At 67.5% G+C, this 16217-nt stretch carries 16 protein-coding genes and 4 tRNA genes; 11 read left to right on the top strand and 9 right to left on the bottom strand.

Annotation, left to right across the window (positions count from 1 at the left end; genetic code table 11):
• Positions 1-26: 26 nt before the first annotated feature.
• Positions 27-944 carry an aspartyl protease family protein gene (locus ACOEQ2_RS09890; protein ID WP_419727821.1) on the top strand — a complete coding sequence of 306 codons (918 nt, stop codon included), beginning with the start codon at positions 27-29 and terminating at the stop codon, positions 942-944.
• Positions 945-1009: 65 nt separating this feature from the next.
• Here ACOEQ2_RS09890 and ACOEQ2_RS09885 read toward each other — a convergent pair whose 3' ends face one another.
• The 3 genes from ACOEQ2_RS09885 to ACOEQ2_RS09875 form a co-directional block, all read right to left on the bottom strand.
• On the bottom strand, positions 1010-2188 hold the full coding sequence (locus ACOEQ2_RS09885; protein ID WP_419727820.1) for a zinc-dependent alcohol dehydrogenase: 1179 nt from the start codon (positions 2186-2188) through the stop codon (positions 1010-1012).
• Positions 2189-2343: 155 nt separating this feature from the next.
• The gene (locus ACOEQ2_RS09880) at positions 2344-3747 is read right to left on the bottom strand and encodes an ammonium transporter (RefSeq protein ID WP_419727819.1); all 1404 of its coding nucleotides are present in this window, start codon (positions 3745-3747) and stop codon (positions 2344-2346) included.
• Between the two features lie 14 nt (positions 3748-3761).
• A complete protein-coding gene (locus ACOEQ2_RS09875; protein ID WP_419727818.1) occupies positions 3762-4100 on the bottom strand; it encodes a P-II family nitrogen regulator in 339 nt (112 codons plus the stop codon).
• Between the two features lie 280 nt (positions 4101-4380).
• On the opposite strand from ACOEQ2_RS09875, the gene ACOEQ2_RS09870 reads away from it, so the two are divergent.
• Together ACOEQ2_RS09870 and cysE are read left to right on the top strand one after the other, a co-directional pair.
• Entirely contained in the window at positions 4381-5640 is a 1260-nt protein-coding gene (locus tag ACOEQ2_RS09870; protein ID WP_419727817.1) for a UbiH/UbiF/VisC/COQ6 family ubiquinone biosynthesis hydroxylase, read from the top strand.
• Between the two features lie 49 nt (positions 5641-5689).
• Positions 5690-6604, top strand: a complete 915-nt coding sequence (gene cysE, locus ACOEQ2_RS09865; RefSeq protein ID WP_419727816.1) for a serine O-acetyltransferase — start codon at positions 5690-5692, stop codon at positions 6602-6604.
• A 177-nt stretch (positions 6605-6781) separates the two neighbouring features.
• Here cysE and ACOEQ2_RS09860 read toward each other — a convergent pair whose 3' ends face one another.
• Positions 6782-7150 (bottom strand): DCC1-like thiol-disulfide oxidoreductase family protein, encoded by a 369-nt coding sequence (locus ACOEQ2_RS09860; RefSeq protein WP_419727815.1) that lies wholly within the window; start codon positions 7148-7150, stop codon positions 6782-6784.
• A 54-nt stretch (positions 7151-7204) separates the two neighbouring features.
• On the opposite strand from ACOEQ2_RS09860, the gene ACOEQ2_RS09855 reads away from it, so the two are divergent.
• Both ACOEQ2_RS09855 and ACOEQ2_RS09850 read left to right on the top strand, forming a co-directional pair.
• Complete coding sequence (locus ACOEQ2_RS09855) at positions 7205-8155, top strand: NAD(P)/FAD-dependent oxidoreductase (protein WP_419727814.1); 951 nt, start codon at positions 7205-7207, stop codon at positions 8153-8155.
• Positions 8156-8166: 11 nt separating this feature from the next.
• Positions 8167-8331, top strand: a complete 165-nt coding sequence (locus ACOEQ2_RS09850) for a DUF2256 domain-containing protein (RefSeq protein ID WP_419727813.1) — start codon at positions 8167-8169, stop codon at positions 8329-8331.
• Here ACOEQ2_RS09850 and rlmB read toward each other — a convergent pair.
• Entirely contained in the window at positions 8304-9320 is a 1017-nt protein-coding gene (gene rlmB, locus ACOEQ2_RS09845) for a 23S rRNA (guanosine(2251)-2'-O)-methyltransferase RlmB (RefSeq protein WP_419727812.1), read from the bottom strand. The two genes, ACOEQ2_RS09850 and rlmB, sit on opposite strands and share 28 nt — an antisense overlap.
• 113 nt (positions 9321-9433) lie before the next feature.
• Between rlmB and ACOEQ2_RS09840 the strand changes: the two genes are divergently transcribed.
• A tRNA-Tyr gene (locus ACOEQ2_RS09840) sits at positions 9434-9519 on the top strand.
• A 43-nt stretch (positions 9520-9562) separates the two neighbouring features.
• Here the strand turns inward: ACOEQ2_RS09840 and ACOEQ2_RS09835 are convergent.
• A tRNA-Gly gene (locus ACOEQ2_RS09835) sits at positions 9563-9636 on the bottom strand.
• Positions 9637-9850: 214 nt separating this feature from the next.
• On the opposite strand from ACOEQ2_RS09835, the gene ACOEQ2_RS09830 reads away from it, so the two are divergent.
• From ACOEQ2_RS09830 to nusG, 3 genes are all read left to right on the top strand, one after another.
• Positions 9851-9927 (top strand) — tRNA-Trp (locus ACOEQ2_RS09830).
• A 90-nt stretch (positions 9928-10017) separates the two neighbouring features.
• Positions 10018-10212, top strand: coding sequence for a preprotein translocase subunit SecE (secE, locus tag ACOEQ2_RS09825; protein WP_419727811.1), 195 nt, complete (start codon positions 10018-10020; stop codon positions 10210-10212).
• Between the two features lie 43 nt (positions 10213-10255).
• On the top strand, positions 10256-10786 hold the full coding sequence (gene nusG / locus ACOEQ2_RS09820; RefSeq protein WP_419727810.1) for a transcription termination/antitermination protein NusG: 531 nt from the start codon (positions 10256-10258) through the stop codon (positions 10784-10786).
• A 24-nt stretch (positions 10787-10810) separates the two neighbouring features.
• On the opposite strand, the gene ACOEQ2_RS09815 is transcribed toward nusG, so the two are convergent.
• From ACOEQ2_RS09815 to ACOEQ2_RS09805, 3 genes are read right to left on the bottom strand one after another with little or no spacing between them, the layout of a single operon-like run.
• Positions 10811-11446: a PqiC family protein gene (locus ACOEQ2_RS09815; RefSeq protein WP_419727809.1), complete on the bottom strand. Its 636-nt coding sequence runs from the start codon at positions 11444-11446 to the stop codon at positions 10811-10813.
• 8 nt (positions 11447-11454) lie between these two features.
• Complete coding sequence (locus ACOEQ2_RS09810) at positions 11455-13170, bottom strand: intermembrane transport protein PqiB (protein WP_419727808.1); 1716 nt, start codon at positions 13168-13170, stop codon at positions 11455-11457.
• Complete coding sequence (locus tag ACOEQ2_RS09805) at positions 13167-14645, bottom strand: paraquat-inducible protein A (RefSeq protein ID WP_419727807.1); 1479 nt, start codon at positions 14643-14645, stop codon at positions 13167-13169. Before ACOEQ2_RS09805 ends, ACOEQ2_RS09810 begins: the two co-directional genes overlap by 4 nt.
• A 176-nt stretch (positions 14646-14821) precedes the next feature.
• Here ACOEQ2_RS09805 and ACOEQ2_RS09800 point away from each other — a divergent pair.
• Positions 14822-14896: transfer RNA gene (locus tag ACOEQ2_RS09800), tRNA-Thr, on the top strand.
• Positions 14897-15443: 547 nt separating this feature from the next.
• Positions 15444-16190, top strand: a complete 747-nt coding sequence (locus tag ACOEQ2_RS09795) for a protoglobin domain-containing protein (RefSeq protein ID WP_419727806.1) — start codon at positions 15444-15446, stop codon at positions 16188-16190.
• Positions 16191-16217: the final 27 nt, after the last annotated feature.

The raw sequence follows: 16217 nt of genomic DNA, 5'->3' as shown, positions 1-16217 counted from the left end.
CTGAAGCCACGAGGCCGACTGTCGTGGTGACCCGATTTTCACGGATCCTGCCGGCACTCTGCATCGTCTCGATGTCGTGGAGCCCAGCCGCAGAGGCGCAGAACTGCCAGGGTCGGCTCGCAACTCAGGCGCCGCTCGACGACAATGACGGCTTCATCAACATGCCCGTCATGATCGGAGGTCGGCCGGTCACCATGCTGGTCGACACCGGCTCGGATGCAGGGCTGTTCACCGCTCTCGGAGCTGCAAGGCTCGGCCTTCACCGCGACGGCTCCCGTCAGACGGTCATGCAGGGCACGGGCGGGGTCGGCAGGACGGTCCCGAACGTGCGCTACCTGGATCTCGTGATCGGGGCCCTGCGACTGGGCGGTGGCAGCATGCCTGCAGGCGGGCTTCCAGGGATGCCGATCGTGACGCCACCGGTCGTCGGTCTGCTTGGCGCAGACGTACTGTCACGCTTCGATGTCGAATTCGATCTCCCCCGGCACCGGATCAGCTTCTGGAGCATCCCCTCGGATGCGGCGACATGCGCTTTCCCGAATGGCTGGGGTGGGTCGTTCGACACCATCCCGCTAACCCGGCAGGGCAGCCGATTGACGTTCACGGCCATCCTCGACGGACAGCCGATCAGTGTGCTGGTCGACACCGGAGCCCGCTCGAGGATCCTGTCCAGGCAGGCGGCGATCCGTCTTGGAGTGGATCCCGAGATGCTCGATGGGGATCCGGGCGGCATCACCGCGGGTGTCGATCTGCACGAAGCGAGCTATCACTGGCACCGCTTCAGCCGCCTGGTGATCGGCAGCGAAACCCAGCGCCACCCGGTACTGACCGTGGCGCCGCTGGACGAGCCGGTCGACCTTCTGCTCGGGGCCGACTGGTTCGCCGACCGGGACGTCTTGATCAGCTACGCGACCAACCGGATGTTCGTCCGGCACGATCGCTAAAATCCGATCGAATCGGATCTTCGACGTGGGGAGCCGACCCGGCCGGCCCCCCGAGCCGATTGGGATCAGCCGTGCGGCTTGAACACGACCTTCGTGCAGTCATCCTTCTTGTCGCGGAAGGTCTCGTACAGGGCGGGACCGTCCTCGAGGTTGGTGGACACGTGGCTGATGATGAAGGACGGGTCGATCTCGCCCTTCTGGATGCGCTCCATCAGCGGCTGCATGTAGCGCAGCATGTGCGTCTGCCCGGTGCGCAGGGTCAGTCCCTTGTTCATCAGGATGCCCATGGCGATCGGCCCGGCCATGCCGGCATAGACGCCCGGCATCGACACGACACCGCCCGGACGGCATGCCAGCACCGCCTGGTTGAACGCGTACGGCCGCTCCATGCTGACGGTCGCCGACATCACGGCCGAAGTCGCCTTCTGCGCCAGCGTATCGGCGCCGTGCGACTCCATGCCGACCGCCTCGATCACCGCGTCCGGACCGAGCCCATGGGTCATCTCCATGAGGGTTTCCTGGACGTTCTGGTTGCCGAAATCGATCGTCTCCGCACCGGCGGCCTGCGCCAGCGCCAGCCGCTCAGGCACCGTGTCGATCGCGATCACCCGGCCGGCACCCAGCAGCAGGGCCGACTTGACCGCGAGCACGCCGATCGGGCCGCAACCGAATACGGCAACCGTCTGGCCAGGTTGGATGTCGCAGTTTTCCGCGGCCATGTAGGCGGTCGGGAAGATGTCGCTCAGGAACAGCACCTGCTCGTCGGTCAGGCCCTCGGGAACGATGATCGGGCCGACATCGGAATACGGCACGCGCAGGTACTCGGCCTGGCCGCCGGCAAAACCGCCGGTGATGTGCGAGAAGCCGAACAGCCCGGCGAGCGGGTAGCCGAAGGTCTCGGCCTGCATCTTGCCGTTCGGGTTGGTGCGCTCGCAGCAGCTGAAGTTGCCCCACTTGCACTGGCGGCACTCGCCACAGCAGATCGTGAACGGCACGACGATGCGGTCGCCGACCTTCAGCTTCGTGTTCTCGCGGCCGACCTCGACCACCTCGCCCATGGTCTCGTGGCCGAGGATGTCACCGCATTCCATGGTCGGCATGAAGCCGCCCATCAGATGCAGGTCCGAGCCGCAGATCGCGCAGGCCGTTACCTTGATGATCGCGTCGTGTCCGTCCTGGATGATCGGATCGGGAACCGTCTCGCAGGTGATCTTGCCGCGGCTCTGCCAGGTCAATGCCTTCATGTCGGTCTCCGGTCGCAGGCCCTAATAGGGCGTTGAAGGCCGAACTACGTGACCTGCCGCCTGGAGTTGCCATCACCTTTCCTGTGAGCACCGCCCAAACGAGAAGGGGCGGCCCGAAAGCCGCCCCCTCAAGTCAGACAAGTGCGTTGGTCAGATCAGCCGAGACGTTCGCCGTGCAGGGTCATGTCCAGGCCCTCGACCTCGTCGTCGCGGCTGACGCGCAGCCCGATCGTCAGGTCGATCACCTTCAGCAGCACGAACGACAGCACGCCACTCCAGATCAGCGTCACGCACACCGCCTTGCCCTGGATGATGAACTGCGCGAACGAGCCCACCGTGCCGCCCGGCGCCGCATCGGTGGCCGATAGCGGCCCGAAGGCGAACACACCGGTGAGCAGCGCGCCGATGATGCCGCCGACGCCATGCACGCCGAAGCAATCCAGGCTGTCGTCGTAGCCGAAGAGGTGCTTGAGCGAGGTTGCCGCGAAGTAGCAGCCGACGCCCGCGGCCACGCCGATGATGATGGCCGGACCCGGCAGCACGAAGCCCGAAGCCGGGGTGATCGCCACCAGCCCGGCCACCGCGCCGGAGATGATGCCGAGCACCGTCGGCTTGCCCTTCACGATCCACTCCGCGAACATCCAGCCGAGTGCTGCCGCCGCGGTGGCGATCTGGGTGACCGCCATCGCCATGCCGGCCCGTCCGCCGGCGCTGACCGCGGAGCCGGCGTTGAAGCCGAACCAGCCGACCCAGAGCAGCGAGGCGCCGATCACCGCGTAGGTCAGGTTGTGCGGCGACATGTCGTCATGGCCGTAGCCGGTGCGCTTGCCGAGCACGATCGCGCACATCAGGCCGGCGATGCCCGCGTTGATATGCACGACGGTGCCGCCGGCGAAGTCGATCGCGCCGAACGCCGCGACCCAGCCGATCGGGCTCCAGACCCAGTGCGCGATCGGTGCATAGACCACCAGCGACCACAGCACCATGAACACGCACATGGCGGAGAACTTCATGCGGTCCGCGAAGGCGCCGGCGATCAGCGCGGGTGTGATGATCGCGAACGTCATCTGGAACATCATGTAGACGCTCTCGGGGATCGTCGTGACCGTCGGATTGGACGATCCGAGCCCGAGGGTGAAGCCGATATCGTTGCCCTTGGAGATGTTGGCGCCCATGCCGTTCAGCATGAGGCGCGAGAAGTCGCCGATGTAGGGATTGCCGGTGGTGAAGGTCAGGCTGTAGCCGACCACCGTCCAGGTGATGGTGACCAGGCAGCAGATCGCGAAGGCCTGCATCAGCGTGGCCAGCACGTTCTTCTTGCGGACCATGCCGGCGTAGTAGAGCGCCAGGCCGGGCACGGTCATCAGCAGCACCAGCGCGGTGCTGGTGAGCATCCAGGCGGTGTCGCCGCTATCCAGCTTGGGCGGCGGCGGCGGGGGAGCCGCCGCGGCCATTGCCGGATGCGCGAGACCGAGCAGCGCGAACGCCACCAGTGCGGGGGCGACACGCGTGCCGACCGAGCCGGCCCTGGCACGAAACGACTGGGACGACAGGTTCATGGGCAGGGCTTTGCTCACAGTGCGTCCTCGCCGGTCTCGCGGGTGCGGATGCGGACGGCCCGGAGGATCTCGGTCACGAAGATCTTTCCGTCGCCGATCTTGCCGGTATGTGCCGATTGCAGGATGGCTTCGACCACCTGGTCCACCATGTCATCTGACACGGCGACTTCGATCTTCACCTTCGGCAGGAAGCTGACGTGATACTCGGCACCACGATAGATCTCCGTCTGCCCCTTCTGCCGACCGAAACCCTTAACCTCGGAGACCGTGAGGCCCTGAACACCAAGCGGCGTCAGTGCCTCTCTTACGTCATCGAGCTTGAAGGGCTTGATGACTGCTGTGACGAGCTTCATCGCACCTCTCTCTAAACTTTTGCTTGGCCCCGACGGCTGATCGGCACATGCCGGGCCGGACGAATCCCCTGTCTCCAACGCCGCGCCGGAGTAGCCCCGATTTGGCACGCTATCGATCCAAGAACCATGCCACTGATCACCGGGCGCGAATCACGTCGCCGGCTGCGACACGGATGACACGATCCTGCTCGAAATCCATGCAGATCGACGCAATTTCGTGCCGCTTTCGCACTGATCCTGCGCAACATCGCGAAAGCCGCGATGCCCCTGGTGTTGCGTCATGAGCGATACGGTCCTGGACGTTGCGGTGTGCGTGGTCGGCGCCGGCCCGGTCGGCGCCACCCTGGCCTGCCGCCTGGGCGCTGCCGGGATCCCGGTCGCGATCATCGACCGGGCTTCACTGCCCCCCATGGAGCACCCGGATTTCGACGGCCGCGCCTACGCCATCGCCGCCAGCTCGCGCCGGCTGCTCGAGGCTGCCGGGGTATGGGACCATCTGCCGCTGCCATCCGGCCCGATCGAGGGCATCAGGGTCTCGGACGGCAAGCCCGGCCTGCCCGCCTCGCCGCTGTTCCTGCATTTCGACCATCGCGAGATCGGCGAGCCGTTCGGCTGGATGACCGAGGCGCGCAGCCTGCGGGTGGCGCTCAACACGACACTGCACGCGACGCCCGGCATCCACGTCGTCGCGCCTGCTGAGGCCACGGTCACTCGCACCGAGGCAGGTGCCACGATCCGCACCACCGACGGACAGACGATCCGGGCCCAGCTGGTGGTCGCCGCGGAAGGACGCGAGAGCCCGCTGCGTCGCCAGGCCGGGATCGCGGTCACCCGCTTCGGCTACCGGCAGAGCGGGCTGGTCTGCGCGATCGCCCACGAGAAGCCGCACCACAACCACGCGCTGGAGCATTTCCTGCCCGGCGGCCCGTTCGCGCAGCTGCCGATGGCCGCGACCGAAGGCGCGCCGCACCTGTCCGCGATCGTCTGGAGCGACGACAACGCCACCGCGCGGCGGCTGATGGCGCTGGACGATGCCGACTACGCCCGTGAGATCCAGCGCCGGCTCGGCTCGCATCTGGGCGCGATCCGCCTGGTCGGGCGTCGCTGGCTGTATCCGCTCGGCGCCTTGCACGCCCACAGCTACCGGGCGACCCGGCTGGCCCTGGTCGGCGACGCGGCGCACGGCATCCACCCGATCGCCGGCCAGGGGCTGAACCTGGGCTTTCGCGACATCGAGGCGCTCAGTGGGCTGCTGATCACGGCCCAAGCGGCGGGCGACGACCTCGGCGATCCGGCCCTGCTGGCCCGCTACCAGGCTGCCCGTCGCCCGGCCAACCTCGCCATGCTGGCCGCCACCGACCTGCTCGACCGGCTGTTCAGCAACGACAACCCGGTCGTCAGGCTGGCGCGCGATCTCGGCATCGCCGGCGTCCACCGCATGCCGAGGCTCCGGCGTGCCTTCATGCGGGCGGCGATGGGCGGCGGCGGCCAGGCGCTTCCGGTCGCACCGGCCAGAGGCGAAGCTGGACTCGCAGAGTGAACCGCCGCTCACTATCTGCCATCCCGAACGACCCGGACGCGGACCGATCATGATGGATAGCACCAGCCTCCACCCGGACAGCGAGTTGGCACCCGATTTCGACGCACGCTCGAATGAGGCGGACCGCGCCCCCGACGCCACGGTCGTGGCAACGGTGGGTACGACCCTTGGCTCGATCGATCTCGCGGCCTTGTGGCGCCAGCTGATCGTCGAGGCTGCCTGCTGCGGCGATCCGATCATGAGCCGGCTGCTCGGCACCAGCATCCACCGCCATGCCGACTTCCCGACGGGACTGGCCTGGCTGATCGCCCGCAAGCTCGCCGATGCGACGGTGCCGGCGGAAGCGCTGGCGACGATGGTGACCGAAGCCCACACCGCCGACCCGGAGATCGTCGCCGCCGCTGCGTCCGACCTGGTGGCGATCAAGGAGCGCGACCCGGCCTGCCCGGACCTCGTAACGCCGTTCCTGTATTTCAAAGGCTACCAGGCTTTGCAGATGTACCGGGTGGCGCACTGGCTTTGGAACGAGGGCCGCCGCCACCTGGCGCAGCACCTGCAGAGCCGGGCCTCGGAGCTGTTCGGGCTCGACATCCACCCCGCCGCGCGGATCGGCCGGCGCGTGCTGATCGACCACGGCACCGGCATCGTGATCGGCGAGACGACCGTGCTCGAAGATGACGTGTCGATGCTGCAGGGGGTCACGCTCGGGGGCACCGGCAAGAGCGTCGGCGATCGCCACCCGAAGATCCGGCGCGGCGTGCTGATCGGCGCGGGCGCCAAGATCCTGGGCAACATCGAGATCGGCGAGGGTGCCAAGATCGGCGCCGGCAGCATCGTGCTGGAGTCCGTGCGCCCCTATACCACCGTCGTCGGCAACCCGGCCCGGCTGGTCGGCACCCGGCATTCCAGCATGCCGGCGTTCACGATGGATCAGTCGCTCCCCCCCGTCGACTACATCATCTGAGAAAACGCGTGCGAATGCGCTGTGCCGGCGGTCCGACGCGACCTTCTGCGCTTTCGGTGCTCACCGCCGACAAGGCCGCTCCGCTCCGGTTCTCGAAGAGCACGCCGGCCGTGCCGTGAAGGCACGCCACCCTCGCTCGGCACACCACGTTCGCACGCGTTTTCTTCCAGACTCGCTTCAGCCAGGCGGTGCCGGCTCGAGGCGGCGGGCAAGGCGCTGCATGCCGGGGCGGAGTTGCAGGAAGCGGTCGTACAGGCGCTCGAGCAATGCCAGCACGCGACGATTGCGGGCCAGCAGGCCGATCGGCCGGAGCACCGGGATCGCGCGCCACATCGCGGCGAACGCCGCCGCCCCGGCCAGTATCTGGCCGTTCTCCAAGGCGTGGAACCGGGCCAGCAACTCGCGGCGGTCGCGTGGGCACACGGTCTCCTCGCGACTGACATCGACGAACTCGATCGCCTTTCGTCGGTCGAGCCGGCGCATCAGGGCGATCTCGCGCCGGCAGAGCGGGCAACCGCCATCGTACCAGATCAGCAGATTTGACATGGACCACACATGGGCCCGGCGGCGGCCGGGCGACAGGCCATTCGGGAGCACATCATGCGGATCGCAGTGATCGGTGCCGGACTGGCCGGGCTGGCCTGCGCCGCCGCACTGCAAGCCGCGGGCGCCTCGGTGACGCTGTTCGACAAGGCGCGCGGCGCCGGCGGCAGGCTCTCGACGCGCCGAATCGACACACCGTCCGGCGAGGCGAGCTTCGACCACGGCGCCCAGTACTTCACGGCGCATGACCCCGCATTCCAGGCCGAGATCGATCGCTGGGCGGCGCTCGGACTCGCTGCACCCTGGCCGGCAGCAGGCGCCGATGCCTGGGTCGGCACGCCCACGATGAACGCGCCGGCCCGTCAACTTGCATCCGGGCTCGACGTGCATCTGTCTTCCAGAATCGACGCGCTTCGGCGCAACGCTGAGCCCGACCCTGCCTGGTGGCTCCGCATCGACCCCGACGAACATGGCCCGTTCGATGCGGTCGTCGTGGCGGTGCCGGCTGAGCAGGCGGCGCCGCTACTCGAACCGTGGGACAGCGACTTCGCCGACCTCGCCGGTGGCACCCGGTCGAGAGCGTGCTGGACGGTGATGGTGGCGTTCGGGACGGGTCTGTCGGAAACGTCGGATGTCCTGCAGCACCACGGGCCGATCGGCTGGGCCGCGCGCAACTCGGCGAAGCCTGGCCGCACCGGGCCTGAAAGCTGGGTGATCCAGGCCGAAGCGGACTGGTCGGACGCCCATCTCGAGAACCGGGCGGACACCGTCCTCGCGGAGCTGCTCGCAGCCTTCGAACAGGCTCCCGGCGTCGATCTGCCGGCACCGCTGGCCGCCACCGCCCACCGTTGGCGCTATGCCCGTTCGGGTGATGCCGGAAAAGGCTCGTTGTGGAATGCGCGGCTGGGCCTGGGCGTGTGTGGCGACTGGCTGCTGGGGCCACGTGTCGAGTGCGCCTGGCTCTCCGGCACCCGGCTAGCTGCGTCGATGCTGGCGGGTCCAGCCTGATGCCGCGCGGCGTGGCGAAATCCGACCTGCCGAGCAAGCTGTGCGCCCGCTGTGGCCGCCCGTTCACCTGGCGCAAGAAGTGGGCGCGCGACTGGGCGCAGGTGCGCTACTGCTCCGACGCCTGCCGCAACGCCCCGGCCAGCAAGGATCAGCCCGGCGTCCGCACCATCTCGTAGAGCGCCACAGCCGCGGCGTTGGAGACGTTCAGGCTCTCCATCGTGCCCGGCATCACCAGCCCGGCGATCTCGTCGCAGGTCTCGCGGGTCAGCCGGCGCAGGCCCTCGCCCTCGGCGCCGAGCACCAGCGCCACCCGGCGATCCTTAAACGACGCGCCATCCAGCCTGCTGCCGCCGGCATCGAGCCCGACCGTCCACAACCCGGCCGCCTTCAATGCCACCAGCGTGCGCGACAAATTCACCGCCCGTAGCACCGGCACCACCTCGAGCGCGCCCGACGCGGCTTTGGCCAGGGTGCCGGTCTCCTCCGGTGCGTTGCGGTCCTGCAGGATCACCGCCGCGACCCCGAAGGCCGCCGCCGAGCGCAGGATGGCGCCGACGTTGCGCGGGTCGGTGATCTGGTCGAGCACCAGGATCAGGCCCGGTCGCTGCAGCACCTGGTCCAGTGTCGGCGTCGCCAGCGGGTCGGCCAGCAGCGCCATGCCCTGATGCACCGCGTCGCGGCCGAGCAGCGCGTCGAGGCGTGAGCGATCGGTGCGTTCCGCGGCGAGCGGCAGAGGCCCACCCAGACGCGCGGCGAGACCGGCCTCTGCTTCGTCGGTCAGCAACAGGCGACGCAGGCGGCGCTGCGGATTGGCCAGGGCGGCGATCACCGGATGCGTGCCGTAGAGCCAGTTGGCCGCCCCGGCCGGCTGCGCACCGCCCAGATTACGATGCTGGCCCCGCCGCTGGCCGCCACGTGACGGCTCCGGGGTGGCCTCGGTGCCAGCGTTCTCTGGCCGCTTATGCTCGAGCCGGGCCTGCTGCGAGGGCGCACGCAGCGTCGGTGCCGACCGAGCTGCCGGCGGCCTATCCGGCTTGCCCTGCCCGGCTTCGGGGCGCTCGCCACGCGGCCGCTCGTTACGGGTCGCATCGCCGCGAGCGGGACCTGGACGGGTGGAATGGGGTGCTGGCGGCTTGGCCGGACGGTCTGGGGTTCTGGAGCGCATTGCGCATGTTACGACCAGTCGCCGTCCGCGTCACCGCGCGTGCGAAGCCTGCTCGCAGCGGCCTGGCGTATGTTGACAGAACCGGCGTTCGGCCGTAGGTGCCGTGCCCGGCCGGAAGGGTGCCCGAGTGGCTAAAGGGGGCGGACTGTAAATCCGCTGGCGTACGCCTACGTTGGTTCGAATCCAACCCCTTCCACCAACTTCCGCGCTCCTGCCGAGCATCGCTGAAACCGGGATCGCGCTGGAGCGGACGGAGGGAATCGAACCCTCCTCGGTAGCTTGGAAGGCTACAGCATTACCACTATGCTACGCCCGCTCGGCACTCATGCGCAGCGACGTGTTAGCGCCTTCCAGTCGCCCAGGGCAAGACCCACCGTCGGCCGGGTGACAACGTCCCTGCCGCATGCAGGCTCTTGACTTCCGGGGCCGCTCATCCTCTTTACGCCCACTGCGCCGGGTTCACCGGGCGACAGGCCTGGGGCGCGCCGTTTCGGAACGTCCAGGGTCGATCGCGGTGGCGGCGGCGCTGCAGGGGTGTAGCTCAATTGGCTAGAGCGCCGGTCTCCAAAACCGGAGGTTGCGGGTTCGAGACCCTCCGCCCCTGCCAGCCGCCCGTCCATGCTGTATGGTCGTGTCACGGTGGCGGCGTTCTCAAAGGCGTCGTGCGGCTGGTCTATCGGTGTCGAGAAGGTGCGGCGTGGCTGTAAGTCCTGCAAAATTCCTGCGCGAGGTGCGCTCCGAGGTGACCAAGGTCACCTGGCCGACGCGTCGCACAACGCTGATCACCACCGGCCTGGTGGCGGCAATGGCGGCACTGACCGCGATCTTCTTCTTCATTGTCGACCAGGTCATCGGGCTTGGCGTGCGGGCCCTGTTCGGCCTTGGTAGTTAGCCACAAGCCTCGCTTGCGGAAATCGGAGTTCTAGGAAGAGGTCATGGCGAAGCGCTGGTACGTCGTCCACGTCTATTCGGGCTTCGAGAAGAAGATTGCCCAGCAGATCAAGGAGCAGGCCCTGCAGAAGGGTCTGGCCGATCATATCGACGAGGTGCTGGTGCCGTCCGAGGACGTCGTCGAGGTGCGTCGCGGCCAGAAGGTCAACTCCGAGCGAAAGTTCTTCCCCGGCTACGTGCTGGTGAAGATGGAGCTGACCGACGATGCCTGGCATCTGGTCAAGGACACCCCCAAGGTCACCGGCTTCCTCGGCAGCAAGACCAAGCCGAGCCCGATCCCGGACTCCGAGGCCGAGCGGATCATGAAGCAGACCCAGGAAGGCGTGGAGCGTCCGCGCCCGTCGATCCTGTTCGAGATCGGCGAGCAGGTGCGTGTGGCCGACGGCCCGTTCACCAGCTTCAACGGCACCGTCGAGGATGTCGACGAGGAGAAGGGCCGCCTCAAGGTCAGCGTCTCGATCTTCGGCCGCTCCACCCCCGTCGACCTGGAATACGGCCAGGTCGAGAAGGTCTGAGGCTCGACGCGTTGTAGCCGCGGTTCAGGCCCGCGGCTGCACCGGCATGGTCTGGGTGTCCGGGGCGATCGGTCCCAACGCACGCGCCTCACGGGCTGCCTCGTCCGCGACCTGACCCAGCAACTGGCTGAGTGTCGCTGCCAAGGCTGCCACGTCGGTGCCCTGCGGGCTCGCCACCAGATGAATCACGTGGCTCTGCGCCGGGCCTGAATCCGGACGCTGAACCGACAGCAGCGCGTTGATCTCGGCATGGCCTGCGCCATCCTCGGCGAACTGCGAGATGTCGAGTTCCACGACGGCCTGTGCCTCCGTCGAGATCGATCCCGCCTCGGAAAACACGCTGGTCCCCGGCAGCCGCTGCTGCAGGTCGATGACCAGGCTGCGTCCGATCATGTCGGCCAGCGGCTCGCCCCAGGCCGCGTCCGGCGCCAGCTTCAGCTTGTTGTCCTGGTCGTTGCGGACGATGTAATCCCGGTCGAGCATCGTCGCGACCGACGGCGTGCGCACCTTCAGCGTGACCGGACCGCCGGCCTGGGCAACACCCGGCGCGGCGTTCAGCGTGTAATACGCGGGCTCGGACGACCCGCAGCCGGCCAGCGACAGCGCGACCGACGCGAACGCGCCGACCAGGGTGGTCGCACGCACGTGACGCAGCCTCATGAACGGCCTCATGGTTTGCCTCGGCCGAGCAGCAGCGAGGAGGGGTGGCGGCTGAGATAATCGACCAGCAGGCGGATCGAGCGGGCCGTCTCGTTCAGCTGGTCGAGCGTCTGCTGCACGCTGTGGTGGAAGTCGGAGTTGCCGCCATAGGACGTCAGCAGCGTGTTGGCATGCGCCACCGTCTGGTCGAGCTCGTCGGCGATGTGCGGCAGCCGCTGCATCAGCGGCGTGATGCCCTGGTCGGCATGGCTCGCCAGGTGCTGGACGCTCTGCAGCGTGCTCGACAGCTGCTTCAGCGAGTCCTTCAGCTCCGGCCCGTTGACCGTGCTGTCGGTGTGGGCAAGCAGGCTGTTCAGGTTGTCGCCGATCTGCACCAGCGGCATCGCGGCGATCTTGTCGGCGACCGTCGACAGGCTGTCCATGATGCCGTTGATGCCACCCTGCTTGCTCGGCAGCCGGATCGCGTTGCCTTCCATGGTGATCTTCTCGGGCGTGGCGTTCGGCACGAACGAGAACGAGATCACCGTCGAGCCGGTCAGGATGTTGCCGCTGTCGGTCTCCGCGCGCAGCCCGTTATTGACCAGCGCCTGGGTCACCTCGGTCATCGACCCCTTGCTCATCTCCTCGTCGGAGAAGACCCGCTCGGGCTGGATCTCCATTGCCACCCGGACCTGTGCGTCGCCGGTGTCGCGGTTCAGCATCAGCTTGACGTCGGTCACGTTGCCGACCTGCAGGCCGAACATGTCGACCGGGCTGCCGATCGCCAGGCCCTTCACCGAGCTCTTGAAGTAGCTGACGATCTGCAGCCGCTCATGGTAGCCGGCGGTGTCGGCATCGTCCTTGCTGTCATAGAGCTTGAACACCGCCTTGTCCGGGGCCTCGGTCGCCTCCTTGTCGCGGCGCTCCTGCGGCAGCCCGAACGCGACGCCGCCCGACAGCACCGCCTGCAGCGATTCGACCTGCAGATGCAGGCTGCCACCGGAGAAATCGACACGGATGCCCGACACGTCCCAGAATCGCGTGTCGGTGCGCAGGTAGTGGTCGTACGGCTCGCGCACGAACACCTGCACCGGGATCAGACCGCGGCCACCCGGCGGCATCGTGTAGCCGAGCACCTCGCCGACCACGACGTCGCGGAAGAACACCGGCGCGCCCTCGCTGATCGAGCCGATGCTGCTGGTGGTGAGCGTGTAGGTCCGGCCCGGCTCGTCGGAACGGACGCCCGGCGGGGATTCGAGCCCCTTGAAATGGTCCTGCGGCTGACCGCCCGGCGACCCGGGATCGACCGCGATGTAGGCGCCGGACACCAGCGTATCGAGACCCGACACGGTGGCGCCGCTGAGCCGCGGCCGGACCACCCAGAACTGCGCGTTGCTGGTCAGGAACGGCTTGGCCTGCGCGTTCATCCGCACCCGCACCTCGACCCGCTTCAGGTCGTTCGACAGCGCGATGCCGATGACGGTGCCGAGCGCGACCGCCTTCTCCTTGACCTGGGTCTGCCCGGCGGTGAGGCCGTCGGCGGTCTGGAACTCGAGCGTGATCTCCGGACCGCGGCGCGACAGGGTCTGCCACCCGAGATAGGCCGCGATCGCCACGACGACGATCGGGATGACCCAGATCAGCGAGAACCGCGCCGGCCGGATGGTGGCTTCCGACGCCTGGTCGTCCGCGACGGCAGCCGCGTCGTGCGCCGGCTTGTCGGGATGCTCCTGCTGGCCGCTCACGCGCCGACCGGCCTTGCGCCGGAGGTGCCGCCGGACGCTGTCTCGCCCATGCCGAGCTTGACTTCACGGGCGACGGCGACACCGTTCAGCCCGGCGGCGTCCCACATGAGGCGCGGATCGAAGCAGTCCGCCGCAAAAATCGTGAAGACGACCACCGAGGCAAAGGCAAACAAGCCGGGTTCTCCGTTGATGTTGGCGATGCTGCCCAGATGCACCAGCGCCACCAGGATCGATACCATGAACACGTCGATCATCGACCAGCGGCCGATGAAGTCGATCAACCGGAACAGCCGCGCCCGGTCGACCAGCCGCCTGGCCGACCCCCGCCAGGTGCACCACACCATCAGCACCAGCCCGACGATTTTCAGCACCGGCACGGTGATGCTGGCAAAGAACACCAGCAGCGCCAGGGGTAGCATGTGCGCCTCGTACAGCTCGCGAACCCCGTTCAGGATGGTGTGGCCGCCGCCCCGGCCGATCTGGATGATCGTCATGATCGGATAGAGGTTGGCGGGCACGTAGAGGATGATCGCGCAGCTGACCAGGAGGATGCAGCGCAGCAGGCTCTGCGGCTTGCGGCGGCGGACCACAGCCTGACAGCGGGGGCAGTTGCCCAGCACCCGGTCCTGCGGCAGGTCGCGCTCGGCAGCGCAGACGAGACCGCACGACATGCAGCTCACCATCCTGCGGGCCGGCGGCAGATCGATCTCCGACGCATCGACGGTCGAGACGATGACCCGGCGACCATTGGGCCGGCGGGCAAAGCGGGCGACCGGACGCTTGTGCCAGATGAGGTCAATATCGAGGGTGGAGTCCGTCGCGGCCATGGTGACCATCAGGCCCGCCAGCGCCCACACGGCGACGCCCACCTCGACGTGGGCCAGGTCGATCAGCTTGGTGTAGGCGACGAACACGCCGAGCATGTACACCTCGATCATCGACCAGGGCCGCAGGTGCTCGTAGCGCCGCATCAGTCCGGGCGCCCAGTGCGGCAGCTGCGGTTGTGCCGCCGCCACCAGCACCGCGAGCATGAGCCCGATGACGATCGGTGGTGCGATGACGGTCGCGAACAGCACCAGCGCTCCCACCACGCCCCAGCCTTCCCGCATCAGCTCGAGCGGGCCGGTCAGCAGGGTCACGGTGTTGGTGCGGCCGAACAGGTCGAAGGTCATCAGCGTCTGGCTGATCGCCAACAGATACAGCACGGCCGACGCCAGGCAGAAGGCGAGCGGTGTGGAGACCGGCGGGTTGGTGCGACGCCGGCCGATCTGGCCGCGGCATCGGCGGCAGTCTGCGACGTGACCGGGCTTGAGATCCGGCACGTGCTGGAAATAGCCGCAGCTCGGGCATTCGGCGAGCCCGTCGAGGATATGCAGCCGGGCGAGGTCGGTGACCGGACGGCGCGGCTTGGGGTGCAGGCGCAGGCTCTTCAGGGCTGGCCGCCGGGGCAGTCTGCTCTTGGGAGCACCGGTCACGGGGGCCTGCGTGGGAGGAGCGGGTTGGTCTGGACTCATGCCGACGATCGCCTCGGTCAGGATAATCGGCGCCGTCGGGCCGGCGCCTCGTGGTCGTGCAGCCGCAGAGCGCGACCGACCCTGCGAGGCGGCATGTTGCGGGGATGCTCAGGGTTTTGTATAGGCCACCCACGGCTGCCGACATAGCTCAGGGGTAGAGCAACTGATTCGTAATCAGTAGGTCCTCGGTTCAATTCCGAGTGTCGGCACCAGTCAATCAATGAGCTGCTCAGGTTGGCCGCGGAACCGGATCGGGCATCGCGGAAGCCCGTCGATCGAGCTACTGCTATCCAGCTCGCCCTGAACAGCATGCGCCGACCTACGGCAGGACGAGATGGGGCCTGAGCCAGCAGGATGGGCGACGAACCCCAGTCCGGGTTTTCCGTCAAGCCTCGCCCGGACATGCTCCTGTCGCTCGGCGTGCGCTGCCCCCTTTCAAGATGCTGACGATCTTCGCCGTCGCGGCAGCAAGGGAGCGCTGCTGGCCTGATCAGACCGACTATCGCAGCATACCGTGGACAGGGCACGACAGGCGCTATGCCGCAGGGAAGCGGGATCCAGGGCATCCGCTAAACGACTGCGAGCTTGTCCTCGGGGCGTCCATCAGGCAAGCCGCAGGAGCCCGATCTTACCTGTCCGCCGACCTCGGGTTGATTCAGCCCCGGCAGGAGCCGCGCTTCATGGTTCATTAATCGTTTCAGTACATTCTGCCCCAGGAGGCTGTGATCTTACAGCCACCGTCGAGAGCAAACCCGCCTCATGACCTTCAGCGCCGATCAGGAAAAGCGAGTAAAGGCTTTCAATATCACGCCGATGGACATCGCCATCCTGAAACGACAGGCAGTCTTTGCAAAGCAACGACTGCCCAGGCTGCTGGAGGAACTCCATGGCGCCTTCTCCAGCTGGCCGACCATGCAGGCAGCCTTGATGAACCCGGCCGTGCATGCGGTTCGCGTCGCTCACTGGACCCGTGTGGTCTCGGGAGAACTCGATAGTGGCTTCATCGAGTCCGCCGAGGCGTTGGCCTCGATCTTCTACAAGTTCGAGGTGCCCGGCTACGCGGTCGCGATCTGCCATGCGAGCGTCATGAACGGAATCGTCAAGGACCTCGACCTTGAACACGTCGGCCGCCCCGGCATACGGATTTTCAGCGGCCGAAAAGATGCAGAGAGGCTGGCACTCCGTTCGGCGCTCAGCAAGGTCGCCTGGCTCGATCTCGAGGTTCTTCTGGAAACCTATACCAGGGAAGAGCAGGGCAGCCGCGGATTGGCGCTGAACAAGATGGCGGAGACGATCGAGCGCGAGGCGGGGCTTGCCGTGGAGAGGGTCAGCGCCTTGACCGGAGACATGTCGATCACCGCCAGCGCCATGTCGGCGACCGCGGGGCGCACCGGGGAGAACGCCGCCGAGGCAGCCGTCGCAGCTACGCAAACATTGGTCACGGCTCAGACAGTTGCCAGTGCGGCGGAAGAGTTGACCGCCTCGATCGGCGAGATCATGCAATAGGTAACCAACTCCAGCACGTCGGCGCAG

Source organism: Lichenicola sp. (genome assembly GCF_965198575.1).
Taxonomy (GTDB): Bacteria; Pseudomonadota; Alphaproteobacteria; order Acetobacterales; family Acetobacteraceae; genus Lichenicola.
Note: the sequence above shows the minus strand (reverse complement) of the source record. Positions and strands in the feature narration are given on the sequence as shown.